The 14,269-nt window shown below is 39.9% G+C and carries 21 protein-coding genes, 1 tRNA gene and 3 pseudogenes; 11 read left to right on the forward strand and 14 right to left on the reverse strand.

The features are described from left to right. Positions 1-286: 286 nt before the first annotated feature. The 8 genes from KUH03_RS38420 to KUH03_RS38455 form a co-directional block, all read right to left on the reverse strand. Complete coding sequence (locus KUH03_RS38420) at positions 287-973, reverse strand: DUF3347 domain-containing protein (protein ID WP_257089922.1); 687 nt, start codon at positions 971-973, stop codon at positions 287-289. Positions 974-1,740: 767 nt separating this feature from the next. After that, positions 1,741-2,238, reverse strand: a complete 498-nt coding sequence (locus KUH03_RS38425) for a hypothetical protein (protein ID WP_257089923.1) — start codon at positions 2,236-2,238, stop codon at positions 1,741-1,743. After that, positions 2,189-2,839, reverse strand: a complete 651-nt coding sequence (locus KUH03_RS38430) for a hypothetical protein (RefSeq protein WP_257089924.1) — start codon at positions 2,837-2,839, stop codon at positions 2,189-2,191. Before KUH03_RS38430 ends, KUH03_RS38425 begins: the two co-directional genes overlap by 50 nt. Next, entirely contained in the window at positions 2,836-3,138 is a 303-nt protein-coding gene (locus tag KUH03_RS38435; protein WP_257089925.1) for a hypothetical protein, read from the reverse strand. The genes KUH03_RS38430 and KUH03_RS38435 overlap by 4 nt, the downstream gene beginning before the upstream one ends. Then, positions 3,078-3,503 carry a hypothetical protein gene (locus tag KUH03_RS38440; RefSeq protein WP_257089926.1) on the reverse strand — a complete coding sequence of 142 codons (426 nt, stop codon included), beginning with the start codon at positions 3,501-3,503 and terminating at the stop codon, positions 3,078-3,080. Before KUH03_RS38440 ends, KUH03_RS38435 begins: the two co-directional genes overlap by 61 nt. 80 nt (positions 3,504-3,583) lie before the next feature. Then, entirely contained in the window at positions 3,584-4,135 is a 552-nt protein-coding gene (locus tag KUH03_RS38445; protein WP_257089927.1) for a hypothetical protein, read from the reverse strand. 54 nt (positions 4,136-4,189) lie between these two features. Beyond that, the gene (locus KUH03_RS38450; RefSeq protein WP_257089928.1) at positions 4,190-4,324 is read right to left on the reverse strand and encodes a hypothetical protein; all 135 of its coding nucleotides are present in this window, start codon (positions 4,322-4,324) and stop codon (positions 4,190-4,192) included. Continuing rightward, positions 4,321-4,965: a hypothetical protein gene (locus KUH03_RS38455; protein ID WP_257089929.1), complete on the reverse strand. Its 645-nt coding sequence runs from the start codon at positions 4,963-4,965 to the stop codon at positions 4,321-4,323. The genes KUH03_RS38450 and KUH03_RS38455 overlap by 4 nt, the downstream gene beginning before the upstream one ends. Positions 4,966-5,288: 323 nt before the next feature. Here KUH03_RS38455 and KUH03_RS38460 point away from each other — a divergent pair. From KUH03_RS38460 to KUH03_RS49815, 6 genes and pseudogenes are all read left to right on the forward strand, one after another. After that, positions 5,289-6,139: pseudogene (locus KUH03_RS38460) on the forward strand (hypothetical protein). A gap of 5 nt (positions 6,140-6,144) precedes the next feature. After that, positions 6,145-6,584: pseudogene (locus tag KUH03_RS38465) on the forward strand (hypothetical protein). Beyond that, a pseudogene (locus KUH03_RS38470) lies at positions 6,581-7,134 on the forward strand (hypothetical protein). Before KUH03_RS38465 ends, KUH03_RS38470 begins: the two co-directional pseudogenes overlap by 4 nt. Then, the gene (locus KUH03_RS49810) at positions 7,089-7,304 is read left to right on the forward strand and encodes a hypothetical protein (protein ID WP_373564563.1); all 216 of its coding nucleotides are present in this window, start codon (positions 7,089-7,091) and stop codon (positions 7,302-7,304) included. Before KUH03_RS38470 ends, KUH03_RS49810 begins: the two are co-directional and overlap by 46 nt. Before the next feature lie 92 nt (positions 7,305-7,396). Then, positions 7,397-7,654, forward strand: coding sequence for an ElyC/SanA/YdcF family protein (locus KUH03_RS38475; protein ID WP_257089931.1), 258 nt, complete (start codon positions 7,397-7,399; stop codon positions 7,652-7,654). A 23-nt stretch (positions 7,655-7,677) separates the two neighbouring features. Further along, positions 7,678-7,884 carry a hypothetical protein gene (locus KUH03_RS49815; RefSeq protein WP_373564564.1) on the forward strand — a complete coding sequence of 69 codons (207 nt, stop codon included), beginning with the start codon at positions 7,678-7,680 and terminating at the stop codon, positions 7,882-7,884. Positions 7,885-7,949: 65 nt separating this feature from the next. Here the strand turns inward: KUH03_RS49815 and KUH03_RS38480 are convergent. The 6 genes from KUH03_RS38480 to KUH03_RS38505 form a co-directional block, all read right to left on the reverse strand. Further along, a tRNA-Ser gene (locus KUH03_RS38480) sits at positions 7,950-8,039 on the reverse strand. Positions 8,040-8,164: 125 nt separating this feature from the next. After that, positions 8,165-8,395, reverse strand: coding sequence for a hypothetical protein (locus KUH03_RS38485; RefSeq protein WP_257089932.1), 231 nt, complete (start codon positions 8,393-8,395; stop codon positions 8,165-8,167). Next, the gene (locus KUH03_RS38490) at positions 8,395-8,730 is read right to left on the reverse strand and encodes an HDIG domain-containing metalloprotein (protein WP_257089933.1); all 336 of its coding nucleotides are present in this window, start codon (positions 8,728-8,730) and stop codon (positions 8,395-8,397) included. The genes KUH03_RS38485 and KUH03_RS38490 overlap by 1 nt, the downstream gene beginning before the upstream one ends. Then, a complete protein-coding gene (locus KUH03_RS38495) occupies positions 8,688-9,590 on the reverse strand; it encodes a hypothetical protein (RefSeq protein WP_257089934.1) in 903 nt (300 codons plus the stop codon). Before KUH03_RS38495 ends, KUH03_RS38490 begins: the two co-directional genes overlap by 43 nt. Further along, on the reverse strand, positions 9,544-10,041 hold the full coding sequence (locus KUH03_RS38500) for a hypothetical protein (protein ID WP_257089935.1): 498 nt from the start codon (positions 10,039-10,041) through the stop codon (positions 9,544-9,546). Before KUH03_RS38500 ends, KUH03_RS38495 begins: the two co-directional genes overlap by 47 nt. Next, complete coding sequence (locus tag KUH03_RS38505; protein WP_257089936.1) at positions 10,038-10,277, reverse strand: hypothetical protein; 240 nt, start codon at positions 10,275-10,277, stop codon at positions 10,038-10,040. Before KUH03_RS38505 ends, KUH03_RS38500 begins: the two co-directional genes overlap by 4 nt. A gap of 151 nt (positions 10,278-10,428) precedes the next feature. Between KUH03_RS38505 and rpe the strand changes: the two genes are divergently transcribed. The 5 genes from rpe (at position 10,429) to KUH03_RS38530 (ending at position 14,234) form a co-directional block, all read left to right on the forward strand. Next, a complete protein-coding gene (rpe, locus tag KUH03_RS38510) occupies positions 10,429-11,109 on the forward strand; it encodes a ribulose-phosphate 3-epimerase (RefSeq protein WP_257089937.1) in 681 nt (226 codons plus the stop codon). Positions 11,110-11,475: 366 nt separating this feature from the next. Beyond that, the gene (locus KUH03_RS38515; protein WP_257089938.1) at positions 11,476-11,979 is read left to right on the forward strand and encodes a hypothetical protein; all 504 of its coding nucleotides are present in this window, start codon (positions 11,476-11,478) and stop codon (positions 11,977-11,979) included. 14 nt (positions 11,980-11,993) lie between these two features. Further along, positions 11,994-12,740 (forward strand): hypothetical protein, encoded by a 747-nt coding sequence (locus KUH03_RS38520; RefSeq protein ID WP_257089939.1) that lies wholly within the window; start codon positions 11,994-11,996, stop codon positions 12,738-12,740. A 4-nt stretch (positions 12,741-12,744) separates the two neighbouring features. Further along, positions 12,745-13,977, forward strand: coding sequence for an aconitase family protein (locus tag KUH03_RS38525; protein ID WP_257089940.1), 1,233 nt, complete (start codon positions 12,745-12,747; stop codon positions 13,975-13,977). After that, positions 13,968-14,234, forward strand: coding sequence for an aconitase family protein (locus tag KUH03_RS38530; protein WP_257089941.1), 267 nt, complete (start codon positions 13,968-13,970; stop codon positions 14,232-14,234). Before KUH03_RS38525 ends, KUH03_RS38530 begins: the two co-directional genes overlap by 10 nt. Positions 14,235-14,269 lie beyond the last annotated feature (35 nt).

Below are 14,269 nucleotides of genomic sequence, written 5' to 3' on the forward strand. Positions count from 1 at the left end.
CTCCTAATATACTATTTTGAATCAATAAATGAAGGGATAATTTAAGGTTTATCTTTCAAAAAAAACAGTTTTGAAGGATTTCGTTGGTAATTGATATTTCCCTGTCAAGATAGAGTGGCCAAATGGGAGAGGTCATAAAAAGGTCCGTCTGCGTTGCGGACGAACCTTTGGTATGGAAACCGATCTCTTCGAGATATTGGTCTCTTTTATTGTATCGTTTGGATTGTACTTCCACATGTTAGCATCTGGGCGCCATAGTATGGATTTTTGACGTCCTTATTGAGGCTCAACCAAGTTGCTCCTTTGCCACCGTTAAACATGGGGCATTTTTGTTGATAAACTGGCAGTGCAGGTTTGGAGTTTTTGCCAGCTTATAGACCTCTTCGGAGAGCGATACAAATGCCACGCGTTGTTTTGCAAGATCATTCGCCTCCTGGAGCGCCTTGCTGTGCTGTGTTATGCTGTTTGCCTGTGCTTTCCATGCTTGTTGCTCGGCAGGAGTTAAGTCAGACGATTTTAACGTCGTCAGGAGGCCTGCAAGTTTTGCAGCACCTGTCGCTACTGTCTTATGATCTGAGGCAACCAGTGCATCTTTTAATTGGAAATACTGGTCATAAATCGGCTGGAAGTTGCCTGACTTAGCGACAGATGAGGATCCTATGTTTTCTTCTTTGCTTTCAGGAGTATTTTCAGGGTTGGCGGGAGGAGCACTTAAGGTTCTGTCATATTGACAACAGCCATGCAGGTCGGCATAAGTCGTTGCCGGAGCCAGGTATTTTTCATTGTCATAACCCGCCAATGCAACCTTTTTCAAAATGGCATCCAGCGAGGTTTTTTCGGCATTAAAGGAGACATTTGCTGTCTGGTTATCCTCGTTCCAAACTACTTTGGAGTCCGCGGAGTTTCCAGCTTTTTCTATTGTTTTTTTACACATCCCACAATTGCCGCTTATTTTGACGGTTTGGGTTGTCATCGTATTATCCTGTGCATAGCTGTATATGCTGGTAGCTAAAAGGCAGGCTGTTATGATATTATTGAGAAGTCTCATGTGTTCTGAATGTTGTAATACGTGTATGGATCCCTGCGGAATGCGATCTGTTTTCGTTGATCGGGATAGGGCAGGTTCTTTAAATTAATAAGGAGATTTACTTTTCCAAAAAAGCATTCTCTGTGTTATCTAGGCTATTTTAGGGGAACCAAGGGTAAAAATAACCATCTGAAAGATAGACGGACAATAGACTGCTATATAATCTTTTAAAGATTGAAAAGGAAATTTTGGCAGCTGAACGGGAGGAGTAGAGATCGCTAATATACTTGTCGCTGAGGCGCAATGACAACTACAATCCCGGCATTGTTTGTGGTGCTGACATAACTGCTTTTTCTTCGCTTTTTGGCAGCAATCAAGTTTTTTGCTTGCATGATCCCGACTGTCTATAGGACAGGTTTCTGCCTTGCTTTGATGGCAGGAAAATACCGCAGTCGGCTTGGCCCATAAGCCAAGAAAAAGAATTAGTCCGATGAGATATTTTAGTACCACCACAGTTCAAATATAGCTTTTTTGAATAAGTATTAAATCCGCCATCGAGATGGCTGTTTCTTATTCCAGGTGCGGACTTTGCAGTGCTCGTGGTTGCAGTATGGAAAACGCATGTTATGGGCGGAGAATCTGGGTAGGAATGAGAGGGGTATATTACATAGAAGCGTAGTAAACAGATCAAATGGTTTACTACGCTTCTTTTATTATTTAAGTTGGGCGAGGAATTCGTTAGAACTTAAAGTTTGATAAGAAACCCGGTTTCTTCCAGGTCTTTTTATATTCGTCTGCCAGTGCACTATGGTCTGAATAAGCCAGTACTTCATTGAGTAAACTGTGTGCTTTTTTAGGTTCCCCGTTTTGTAATTAACAAGTGCTTCAGCCAACTTTATGGATTCACAGTCGTCATCATAGCCCCATTCATTTTGTGCATAGATGCCGTTAAAGACCATTACATTGCGATTGATTTCGGCCAGGTTTTCCTGTTCAGCAAGCAACATGATTCCGAATTTTAACCAAAGTACATAATCTTCGGGATCCATGACGGTGGCAACCCAAGCATCATGACGTTGAAATACTTCTGCACCCGATCTAAATTCGGAGAGAAAATAGTGCCCTTTGATAATCAGATATAAAGTCTTTGCTTTGTCAAAGTCATCGATGATAAATTCCTTTTTTTTTGAGGTAAGTTTGTGCTGCAGCAACGATAGCGCTATAGTCGGATATCTCATTGTAAAGCTGCATGAGGATATACTGCGGTTGTGCTTCATGCGGATATTGCTGTGCCATATCTGAATAATACTGGATACGGTAATCACGATCGTTAGGCTCAAGGATATCATAAATAATACCCTCCACTCCATTTTTAGCGGCCTCAAAATCCCTATAATGATAGTCGTTTAGCGTAGGGTGATTGATGTAGAACTGATAGATGTGCTCCAGAAGATATTGTGCTTCTCCCTGTATATCAGAAGAAAGTCCCAGATGATAATTTACTTCAAGCTGATACACAAACATTTGATAGCAACTTGGGAATACCAGATCTGATTCATCCTCAGTAGATTGATCTTCCATTAGCTCATTACGCATTTCATCAAGGTCGCTCAAAGTGACTTGGTAAGTGTCGAAATATAGTACGAGGGCGTCTTTTAAACGGTCATAATCCTCCAATTTCGACAATGCGTCTGTTCGTGTCTGATGTAGTTCTTCAAAGTCTGAGTAGTTTAGCCCTTCAGTTGCGACTTGATAACTCTCTTCGAGGAGATCCACATTCTTTAATGCAATTGCCAGGTTATTGCAATTCATTGCACGATTGTGGTTTCCACCGAAATAATCACTTTCATATTTTCCTGTTCGAAATAAGCTGCAAAGGCATCATAGGCTTGGCGGTAAACAGCAAGGTAAAGCTGTCTCAGCGCCAGTGTATCTTCAGCTGACAGGGTATCTAATTCATCGACAAAGTCAGACAAGTGAATCGCTTCATTATAGAGATCACGTGGTAAGTCATCGAACGTTGGAACCTGTGTATATACTTCGCCTTTTACTAAGTACGTACATTCGACAAGACGGCGCCAAGATGTTGCATTCCAATGTCTTTCGCCCAACTGATAGAGGTAAGGTAAGGCTGCTTGATGTTGTCCATCGTCATAAAGGTATGCGGCAGCAAATGATAGCCGACGTATAAGTCGGGATATTCGTCAATCAGTTTTAGTGCGTGTAGATAATAATAGTCTAGCGGTATCCCAATATCTTCTGAATAATTGCGTTCAATGATAAGCTGGTAATAGAACACCTCAGGATTTTCATAACCGTCGGCAATAAGCTCTTCAAAGCGACCATGCCATTTGACCAGTTCCTTATGGATATGGGCCGCTGAATTATCGCCCTTAATAAGTTTTAATAATGCTTTTAAGGCCAGATCTATATCTTTGTTTTCATAAGCGATCTCTGCAAGGTCCACATATTGCATTTCACTACCAGTGACAAAACGATCAAATTGCTCTCCTATTAAAGCCGTTAGCGCTGCACCTGAAATCTGTTTGCTGCGGTCTAGAAGGTATATTTTTTTATCCAGAATATGGAGAAATTTTGATCGGCAGCTTCGCGATCGTCCTTAAAAGTTTCATTGAAATAACCGATCCCCTCATCCAATAAAGCTAATAGGGCGGTATCATCCTGAAGGCTCTCATAAATATCTGCAAGGAAGCCGTAGCCATAGGGAGCCATTTTAGGTATTTCGATCAACTTTTTTGCGTAACCGATAAATTGGTCTTTGTTGTTCTCGTCGATGTGTTTTCTTGGACGATTGATCTGCGCTAAGCTAGCTTGGTTGCCTAAGACGTAATTGAGCATGTGATAGAGCGTTGTTTCATTTTCTGGCTCTACCTGGAGTGCTTTTTGGAGGTAGGGGATCATCTTCTCCTGTATGATATCAAAAATAGCTTCGTGTCCATCGTAAAATACTTGGTCATGATAGGCAACCGCGAGATGTGTCCAGAGTGGGACATCCTGGTCGTTTTGCTTTAATTGATTTTCACCTTCTATAATAAACAGATCAAGGTCACCACTGTAGAACAAATCGTAAATATTTTTCTCTTCCATTATTTGCTTATTTCTTTTGTTGTTTTTACTAATATGTTAAATTTTATTGAAAAGTTATTTCGATAGGGTAAGTTTTACGAACTTATCACCATCCCATTGAAAATATTCTTCTCTTTTCAAAATGCGATAGTCGGGGTCAAGGGTGCTATCATCTTTCGCTTCACCTTCTTCGATGTATTTATAGATCAATTGGTTATTTCTTTTTTGTGTTCTGAGGGAAATAGGATTTTTTCATCGTAATAAAAGACGCCAGCATCACTAACGGAGTACCTATTGGGGAGGTTGATCAATTTCTGACCAGTCCAGGCCATGTAATTATACTCGGTGGGAACTCCGCAGGCACCGGATAAAAATTCCATGCGTAAGATTTGCTTTACGTTATTTAGTCCCATAGCTGGTAGCAACTTACTTTGTGAGCTTAGCTGACCAGAGAATACAAATGGGTAAGATTGACTGGTGATTAATGAATCATGTGCATCCAATAATTTAACTGTGGTTAAATAGTGGTCCTGTTGTCCCTCATTTTGTTGTTTGATGAAACGTTCAAAGCCGAATAAATACTGGAGGCCGTCATTGTTGGTCTGCTTACCGAGCGCCAATAACCCGAGCCAGATGAAACCCTGTTTAAGCTGACCATCGCTATGATAGCTGATCTGATACCATGGAGCATAAAAATTTTTGATGGTATTACCTTTAAAAGGGGCACTGGCAATGGTGATATTTTTGCCAAGTGTCAGTGAGTCTACCACTTTCGTGTTGAGTCCCGGCCCAGAGCGTATGTAGGCCTTTTCAACAAAAATGGAAGCTGTTTGTCCTTTTCGATATTCCATAAGTTAAAATCATCTTCAAATGTGATGCCGTCCTGTGCTTTTAATAGCATGGGAAATAGACCTAAACATAGTATCGCAAAACTTGCCGTTTTCATTTTTATTCTGTTCACTATTGCAAAAATAGTAGAATTTAGGGGCATGCTTATCACTGGTTTCAGGTATTTTCTTGCCAGTGATATAACGCATCGCAAGCCTTGTAAGATAACAGGTCAGCGGAAATAGATTTTATGATTTTCAAAACAATTTTGTCTTAAATGTGGTATCTTAAGACGTGAAAGTTTATACAGCTAATAAATGCTATTTTAGACGAATAATAGGAATTTATGAAAGAAAAAAAAGGTCAAAAACAGCAAGTAAGTGCGCTATTTGATCGTTATAGGAATCAATTAGATAATCCCGAATATGTAGAAATTGAACTTTTGGTTTTAATTGTCGCGATAATTCGACCCAAAAAAGTTCAGTTATTCTATCAGGTTGATATCCAGTTTTTTCTTGATTTTCTACAGGAGTCAGCGGATTGCAGGAATCAATTTATTTACTACCTTAAACGGGTTCTCAGGCAAAGAGATCTTGATCAACTGGTGTCTGATACGGGCATTATCAGTTATGCAGATTTTATCTATGAGCTCAGGAAGCGGATAACAGAACGTTATTTACCCTATCAACCAGCAAAATCAACCTTACAATATTTGCTGAATCAGGTATTTTACTCCCCAAAGATGCGGATTGGATATCCACTATTTCAGCCGAGCAATTGTATGAACTATTTCGGCTATGTGAGTTTAATTCCATTTATGATGATCAAACGGGTTTTGAAATGATTGAGATCTTGTATGGGATCGAGCTGTTGGTACAACGTATTACTGGCCGGGCAATGGAAACTGACGTCAATAAAATGGTGCCCGAGTTTCAGAATTTCGATAGCCCCTTTATCGCAATTATGCGAGAGTTTACGGAGTTAAATGACCGTATTTTGCAATCGGAGAGGAAATACATCAGCTCAGAAGATCTTTCGTATAAACAGTTACTCGTGCTTCATCGACAATGTGAGGCCTATATAGAAACCGCATTTGGTAATTCGCACCGTTTTGGTATTTCTATTAAGGTGAATCAGTCCTTATTGCGGATCCGTCAGCAACTTGAGCGTATCAAAGAGATGATCTCTTTTTGGTGATTGATATGGAATCCCAAAAAGTAGAGAAGACGATTCATCTGGCGAAAACGGTTATTGGTTATAATTCGAGAAAAAGCAATATACGTAAATTAATAGGGCAGAGTACTCAATTGTTGGCTTACGAAATTACGCATCATACCGCACAGACAGGTGAACATTATATTACCTCAACCAACCAGGAATATTGGAAGATGTTTCGCTCTGCCTGTGGAGGGGCGTAATTGTTGGTGGGATGTGTATTGTGAAATTACTGTTGGGAAAAGTCGGTACGAGTGAATTCGGACATGCATTTTTGTATAGCCTGAATTATGCGATTGGCTTCACGGTTATTTATCTTTTTGGCGCTACCTTAGCGACCAAGCAACCGGCGATGACGGCCTCATCGCTGGTGAGCGCTATCGAACAGGGGGCGGCAGATCAAGGTGTCGACAGGCACCGGTATTGATATTTGCGCAATATTTCGCGCGTTTATTTCGCTCGCAGTTTATCGCTTTTGTAGGGAACGTGATTATGGCATTTCCCGTCAGCCTGCTGTTCGTATGGGGATACAGCAACTCACAGGTGTGAATATTGCAAGTGCCAAATGGTTGCATTTGGTCGATGATTTAAATCCCGCCAAAACACCTGTCATCTTGCATGCTTCCATTGCCGGCGTATTTCTATTTCTGTCGGGGATTATCGCCGGCAGTATTTCAAATCGCGATAAACATAATTCGGTTTACTATAGGATTCAGGAGCATCCCTGGTTGAAGAAGTTGTTCGGAAAAACAAAGACCGATAAGATCGCCGCCTTTTATGAAAAGAAATGGGCCGGAATTGTATCAAATCTTTGGTTTGGTGTTTTTATGGGGTCAACAGCTTCCATAGGCATGTTTCTCGGTTTAAATTTGGATATTCGGCATATCACTTTTGCAAGCGGTAATTTGGCGCTTGGTCTTTTGGGCATCAGATGGAATTATCCACAGATATCTGGATATGGGGAATTCTGGGTATAGGAATTATCGGACTTTTTAATTTTTTGGTGAGCTTTGGACTGTCGTTGGTACTCGCATTCCGTTCGAGAAACCTGTCTTCTAAAGAGCTGACGAAAATGGCGAAAGCGGTATGGATTTATTTTAAGATGAATCCCAAGTCGTTCTTTTTTCCACCTAAATCTAAAGAATAAAGTTGTTAAGTCTTTGGGTACTCCCACTGCACAGGCGATGTCAGATTTGGTAAGGCATTGCAAAAATTTAGTAATTTCTGTAGATTACTGGTATGAATAATATAATTATAGTGCTTGGTGCTCCAAATGATGCTAGGGGCAATCTATCTCAGATCGCTCAGGACAGGCTGAATTGTGCCTACAATTTATATCAGGCAAATGGTAGTTTTCGGATTGTATGCACCGGAGGTTTTGGAGCGCATTTTAATCCCACGGAAAAACCACATTATTTTTATGCACAAAAATTCCTTATCGAAAAAGGGATTCCGGATCATGCTATCGCCACAGGTGTCCCTCGACCAATACCATAACGGATTTTCAATTATCGAAGAAATTGATTGTAGAGGAAAACCCGGACATCTTAATTATAATAACGTCTGACTTTCATATTGAAAGGGCTCAAATTCTTTACAAACGATATATCGCTTATCCTAAAGTTGTATTTATCCCTGCCATCTCATCCTTATCGAAAGCTGAACTAGTACCGCTGATTGAACATGAATCATGTGCTGTAAAAAGGTTAAAGGAAGAGGAGGTTTAGCAGATCATTTGCTTCTTACAGCAGAAACAAAAAAAGCTCAACATTAGTTGAGCTTTTTGTAGTCTTGGCGGAAGAGGCGGGATTCGAACCCGCGGTACCGTTTCCAGTACGACAGTTTAGCAAACTGTTCCTTTCGGCCACTCAGGCACCCTTCCGTGTTTTGACATTGCAAACATAAGGCAATTATTTGAATCTGCAAAGCCTAAATATCAAAAAAATGCAAAAAAACGTAACGTTACAATAAGCATTTGAATTTCAATTTGTTGTTTAGCAATTAAAATTACATTGTTTTTTTACTCAAATCATAATCCACCCGAACATGGTAGATACTTTTGAGCATAGCCTTGAAAATAACGGCCGATTCGGTGATATCTTTCAATGTGATATTACTATTGTTGAACTGTCCGCGCATCAATTTGTGTTCAATTATTTTATCAACCAGATTATTGATAGACTCCTCCGAGGGTTCTTTTAAAGCTCTGGATGCTGCTTCAACTGAGTCGGCCATCATCAGTACTGCCGTTTCTTTAGAGAAAGGGATGGGGCCGGGGTAGGTAAATAAAGATTCGTCCACGAGTTTGTCTGGATTATTTTTAACAAATAAATTGTAAAATAGTCTACACGTGTGGTACCGTGGTGTGTTCGGATAAAGTCAAGGATAACCTCGGGAAGCTGATGTTTCTTGGCGACATCAACACCTTTGATGACATGGGAGATGATGATCTGTGCACTTTGCTCGGGAGAGAGTTCATCATGCGGATTTTTCTCTGTTTTTTGATTCTCAATGAAAAATTGCGGATTGGTCAATTTACCGATGTCATGGTACAAGGCACCAGCACGGACCAATAAGGGATTACCCCGATTTTATAAATTGCGGCTTCCGCCAGGTTGGCTACCTGTAGGGAGTGCTGAAAAGTGCCTGGAGCTTTAAAAGAAAGTTCCCGCAATAATTTGGAGTTACTATTGGTAAGTTCCATCAAAGTTAAATCGGAAACAATGCCAAAGAGTTTCTCGAAGGCATAGATCATTGGATAGGCGAGCAGCGTGATCATAACACTTACCAGGAAAGGAAGGAGGTCTGTCCAGTAAATGGTATCAATAGAGCCATTTCTTGTGACCACTAATCCAATGTAAGCGATCCAGTATGTCCCCAGGATGATCGCTGATGAAACGAACAACTGTTCCCGTTTGACCAATGTCTTGATGCTGTATATCGCGACGATGCCCGCCATAAATTGTAAAAAGACAAACTCAAAACTGTTTGGTACAAATAGCCCCGCCAATAGGACCATCAATAGATGGATGTTCAATGCGACTCTGGTGTCGAATAGGATACGAATGATAATGGGGACCGCACAAAATGGAATATAGTATAGGTTTGGTATTTTGATCTTGATAGCCCAGGAAAGCACAGCAAGCATACCGATGATGACGATCATAATAATCATCAATAACCTGTTGTTGAAATAGATGTCTTTACGGAAAAGAAACAGAAATACCATGAGTATGGAAAGAGCAAGGGATATAATGAGAAATTGCCCTAGGGTTACATAGTTTTGATTTCCACTTATTTTCCCTTCGTCTTCATATACCTTGCGTAGCGATTCTAGCTTTTGGTAAGTCTCATTGGATATAATCTTTTCTTTTTCAGCGATCAGTTCACCTTTTTGGACAACCCCGGGTAGCGGATATATTGGCGATGGCATTTTGTTCCAAGGCTTCGGTCTGCTGGTCGTTATAAATATAATTAATCGTGATATAGTTTTTTAATGTTTCCTCTAACCAGCCTTTTTGTTTTATTTTGGTCAGCTTAGGCATTAATTCGTCCATATAGCCATAGGAGCTTTCGATCGTATAGCAATCCGCTGTGTTTTTTTGCGAGGCAACTTTATCTTGTATTAAGGTAAAATTGTAATGTTTTGAAGCCGGAGATTTTTCGTTGTTGCGGTTTTGAAACCGATTATTCAACGAGAGTATCCCTTTTCCATAGAGATGGTTTAATATCGCATTTCCGGCACTGCGGTAATCGTTTATATTTTCATGTGTCGTGTCGAGTTTGCTACTTTGCCATTTTTCGGACAGATCCGTATTGAACTGATCAATCTGTTCTTTGCTTGTTGTTGTATTGGCGTTATAAATTGGCTGGATCGTATTCAATATGCCTTTTTGTCCGCATTGAGCTCCTCCTGCGTCTTCAGGATCGCAAAATTGTAAGGGGATATTAAATTTTCATGGTTCCATACTTTCCCTTTCTGGAATTCATAACGGAATCGCGGTTGTTTGGGAAGAAAAATACAGATCAGAACGATGGTGATCAATATTAGTCCAATTTTTCGGATGAGATTTTCGGTCGTGTTTAATTCTCTTTTATATTTTATTTTTAATCTTCCCACAGTGAACGATGTTTTTATATAAAGTTAATATACAAATGTAGTTATAATTTATTTTTTTGTGGATTCTGCCGAATGCGATTTGAATCATGTTAAATGTAGTGAATGCTGTGTTGAACGGAAAATACTTGTTATCTTTGCAAAAAAACACAACATGTCAACAAAATCACATCTAATTGCACCATCCGTTCTTGCTGCAGACTTCGCAAAACTATACGATGATATCATCATGGTAAACAATAGTGAGGCTGATTGGTTTCATATCGATATTATGGACGGCGTTTTTGTGCCGAATATCTCGTTTGGATTTCCGGTTATGCAAGCTATTGCGAAACATGCCACCAAACCATTGGATGTACATTTGATGATTGTTGATCCTGATCGTTATTTACAGGTATGTAAGGATTCAGGAGCAGAAATAATTACCGTACATTATGAGGCTTGTACGCATCTGCACCGTACATTGGCGGCAATCAAAGAGTTAGGCTGTAAAGCTGGTGTTGCATTGAACCCACATACACCTGTAGCACTTTTGAAAGATGTTTTGGCCGATCTAGATCTTGTGTGCCTGATGTCTGTCAATCCTGGGTTCGGTGGACAGAAGTTTATTACAAATACGTATGCCAAAGTACAGGAACTCCGTGGAATGGCTAAAGGTGTCAACGATGGTTTGCTGATTGAAATTGATGGAGGAGTTACCACTGCTAACGCCGCTCAACTATTAAAAGCTGGTGCAGATGTATTGGTTGCAGGTTCTTTTGTATTCAATGCTGCGGCGCCTTTGGATACCATTAAATCGCTGAAAGATATCGATATAAATATAGAAAATATATAAAGATAAGAAGAGGTGATTTAGTAAAATAAATCGCCTCTTTTTTTTTAGATGGATAACACGAAAAAAATAGTTTCAAAAAAAATGGCTGGATTGCATAAGTTCTGTTTAGAACAATTCCAAATTGATTTAAATAAATGGAATGCATGCGTTTAAAGTTGGATTTTCACTATTTTTGTATTTAGTCAATATAGTTGATTTACGGTAAATGAGTCAACTTAAAAATGCGAACTGAACGGGCAATTTATAATTTAAATGTAGGAAGGCTACACAGGTTATATATTCGCTTAATTATATTACAGACACGGTAGTGTAGGAAGATAGGAGTATATCTGCTAAACTACCCTTAAAATAGAAAGATTGATATCTATGAGTATTTACAACGATTACGTACAAGAGGTTGTAGAACGAGAAGGCCAAGGATTACATCCTAAGCCTATTGACGGAGCAGAATTACTAAGTGAAGTAATTGCTCAGATTAAAGATTTAAATAATGAAAATAGAGCAGAATCTTTAAGATTGTTTATCTATAATACCTTGCCGGGCACAACCCCTGCAGCCGGTGTTAAAGCGCAGTTCTTAAAAGAAATTATTCTGGGTGAATCAGTTGTTGCTGAGATCACACCTGATTTTGCTTTTGAGCTATTGTCTCATATGAAGGGAGGCCCTTCTATCAACGTATTATTGGATCTTGCTTTAGGTGCTGATGCTGCGATCGCAAGTCAAGCTGCGGAAGTACTTAAAACACAGGTTTTCTTATATGATGCAGATACTGCTCGCTTGAAGGACGCTTTTGAACAAGGCAATGCTATCGCAAAAGATATCTTGAAAGCTACGCGAAAGCTGAATTTTTCACGAAACTTCCTGAAGTAACGGAAGAAATTCAGGTGGTTACTTTTATCGCAGGTGAAGGTGATATCTCTACAGATTTACTATCTCCGGGTAACCAGGCACACTCGCGTTCTGATCGTGAATTGCACGGTAAATGTATGATTACGCCGGAAGCACAACAACAAATCCAGGATCTACAGGCGCAGCATCCAGGTAAAAGTGTGATGTTGATCGCCGAAAGAGGAACAATGGGTGTGGGATCCTCACGGATGTCCGGTGTGAATAATGTGGCTCTATGGACTGGTAAACAAGCTAGCCCTTATGTTCCTTTTGTAAACATCGCCCCAATTGTAGGTGGTACGAATGGCATTTCGCCAATTTTCTTGACAACAGTGGATGTGACAGGTGGTATTGGTATCGATCTTAAAAACTGGGTGAAGAAAGTTGATGAAAACGGAAATGTAGTTCGCAATGACAAAAATGAGCCTGTTTTAGAGGAGGTTTATTCTGTTGCTACAGGTACTGTTTTAACGATCAATACAAAAACAAAAAAATTATATAATGGTGAGCAGGAGCTAATTGATATTTCAAAGGCATTGACACCACAAAAAATGGAATTTATCAAAGCGGGTGGTTCTTATGCTATCGTATTTGGTAAAAAAATCCAAACTTTCGCAGCGCAAACGCTAGGTATACAAGCAGCTACAGTATTTGCTCCTTCGAAAGAAATCACCATTGAAGGTCAAGGTTTAACTGCTGTAAAAAATCTTCAACAAAAACGCAGTAGGTGTAACACCAGGTAAAGTATTGCATGCTGGTTCTGATGTTCGCGTGAAAGTGAATATTGTCGGTTCTCAAGATACGACAGGTTTAATGACTGCACAGGAGTTGGAAGCAATGGCTGCTACAGTAATTGCTCCTACGGTTGACGGTGCTTATCAATCAGGTTGTCATACGGCATCTGTTTGGGATAAGAAAGCGCAAGCGAACATTCCAAAATTGATGAAATTTATGAACGATTTTGGTTTGATTACAGCACGCGATCCAAAAGGAGTTTATCACTCCATGACAGATGTGATCCACAAAGTATTAAATGATATTACGATTGATGAATGGGCAATCATCATTGGAGGTGACTCCCATACACGTATGTCTAAAGGTGTTGCTTTTGGAGCTGACTCGGGTACTGTTGCATTGGCATTGGCTACAGGTGAGGCTTCGATGCCGATTCCTGAATCTGTAAAAGTTACGTTCAAAGGTAGCATGAAGGAACACATGGATTTCCGTGATGTTGTACATGCTACACAAGCACAGATGTTGCAACAATTCGCTGGAGAAAACGTTTTCCAAGGTAGAATCATTGAGGTTCATATCGGTACATTACTTGCCGATCAGGCCTTTACTTTTACGGACTGGACAGCGGAGATGAAAGCAAAAGCATCCATCTGTATTTCACAGGATGATACATTAATTGAATCGTTAGAAATTGCTAAAAACCGTATCCAAATCATGATTGATAAGGGTATGGAAAATAAAAACAACGTTTTGCAAGGTTTGATCGATAAAGCGAACAAGCGTATCGAAGAAATCAGATCTGGCGCTAAACCAGCGTTGACACCAGATAACAATGCGAAATACTATGCTGAGGTTGTCGTTGACTTGGATCTTATCGAAGAACCCATGATTGCGGATCCAGATGTAAATAACGCAGACGTTTCTAAGCGTTATACACACGACACCATTCGTGATCTTTCTTACTATGGTGGAAACAAAAAAGTAGATCTAGGTTTCGTAGGTTCATGTATGGTGCATAAGGACGATTTGAAAATCGTTTCGAAAATGTTGCGGAATATCGAACAGCAAAAAGGTGTTGTTACTTTTGAGGCACCATTGGTTGTTGCGGCTCCGACTTATAATATCATTGATGAGTTGAAGGCTGAAGGCGATTGGGAATTCTTGCAAAAATACTCTGGATTTGAGTTCAGTGATGCATTGCCAAAAGCACGGCCCGTACGGAATACGAAAATATTATGTACCTAGAGCGTCCTGGTTGTAACTTGTGTATGGGTAACCAAGAGAAAGCTGCTAAAGGTGATACGGTGATGGCTACTTCAACACGTTTGTTTCAAGGCCGTGTCGTTGAGGATAGAGATGGTAAAAAAGGAGAATCCCTATTAGCATCTACACCTGTTGTTGTACTTTCAGCTATTTTAGGACGTATTCCTAATATTGAAGAATACAAAGCTGCTGTCGAGGGTATTAACTTAACTAAATTTGCACCCATTCCGACAAAGTAAAAAGCTATCAGGATTTCAGTAACTTAATTAAATAA

It is taken from the genome of Sphingobacterium sp. E70 (genome assembly GCF_019285695.1).
GTDB classification, from domain to species: Bacteria; Bacteroidota; Bacteroidia; order Sphingobacteriales; family Sphingobacteriaceae; genus Sphingobacterium; species Sphingobacterium detergens.

Coding starts and splice junctions, on each gene's coding strand:
- KUH03_RS38495 (WP_257089934.1), bottom strand. CDS start 9,590: ATGCCATCGCCAATATATCCGCTACCCGGGGTTGTCCAAAAAGGTGAA.
- KUH03_RS38485 (WP_257089932.1), bottom strand. CDS start 8,395: ATGATGGCCGACTCAGTTGAAGCAGCATCCAGAGCTTTAAAAGAACCC.
- KUH03_RS38475 (WP_257089931.1), top strand. CDS start 7,397: ATGAATAATATAATTATAGTGCTTGGTGCTCCAAATGATGCTAGGGGC.
- KUH03_RS38430 (WP_257089924.1), bottom strand. CDS start 2,839: ATGAATTGCAATAACCTGGCAATTGCATTAAAGAATGTGGATCTCCTC.
- KUH03_RS38530 (WP_257089941.1), top strand. CDS start 13,968: ATGTACCTAGAGCGTCCTGGTTGTAACTTGTGTATGGGTAACCAAGAG.
- rpe (WP_257089937.1), top strand. CDS start 10,429: ATGTCAACAAAATCACATCTAATTGCACCATCCGTTCTTGCTGCAGAC.
- KUH03_RS49810 (WP_373564563.1), top strand. CDS start 7,089: ATGGAATTATCCACAGATATCTGGATATGGGGAATTCTGGGTATAGGA.
- KUH03_RS38440 (WP_257089926.1), bottom strand. CDS start 3,503: ATGCAATATGTGGACCTTGCAGAGATCGCTTATGAAAACAAAGATATA.
- KUH03_RS38455 (WP_257089929.1), bottom strand. CDS start 4,965: ATGGAATATCGAAAAGGACAAACAGCTTCCATTTTTGTTGAAAAGGCC.
- KUH03_RS38445 (WP_257089927.1), bottom strand. CDS start 4,135: ATGGAAGAGAAAAATATTTACGATTTGTTCTACAGTGGTGACCTTGAT.
- KUH03_RS38420 (WP_257089922.1), bottom strand. CDS start 973: ATGACAACCCAAACCGTCAAAATAAGCGGCAATTGTGGGATGTGTAAA.
- KUH03_RS38515 (WP_257089938.1), top strand. CDS start 11,476: ATGAGTATTTACAACGATTACGTACAAGAGGTTGTAGAACGAGAAGGC.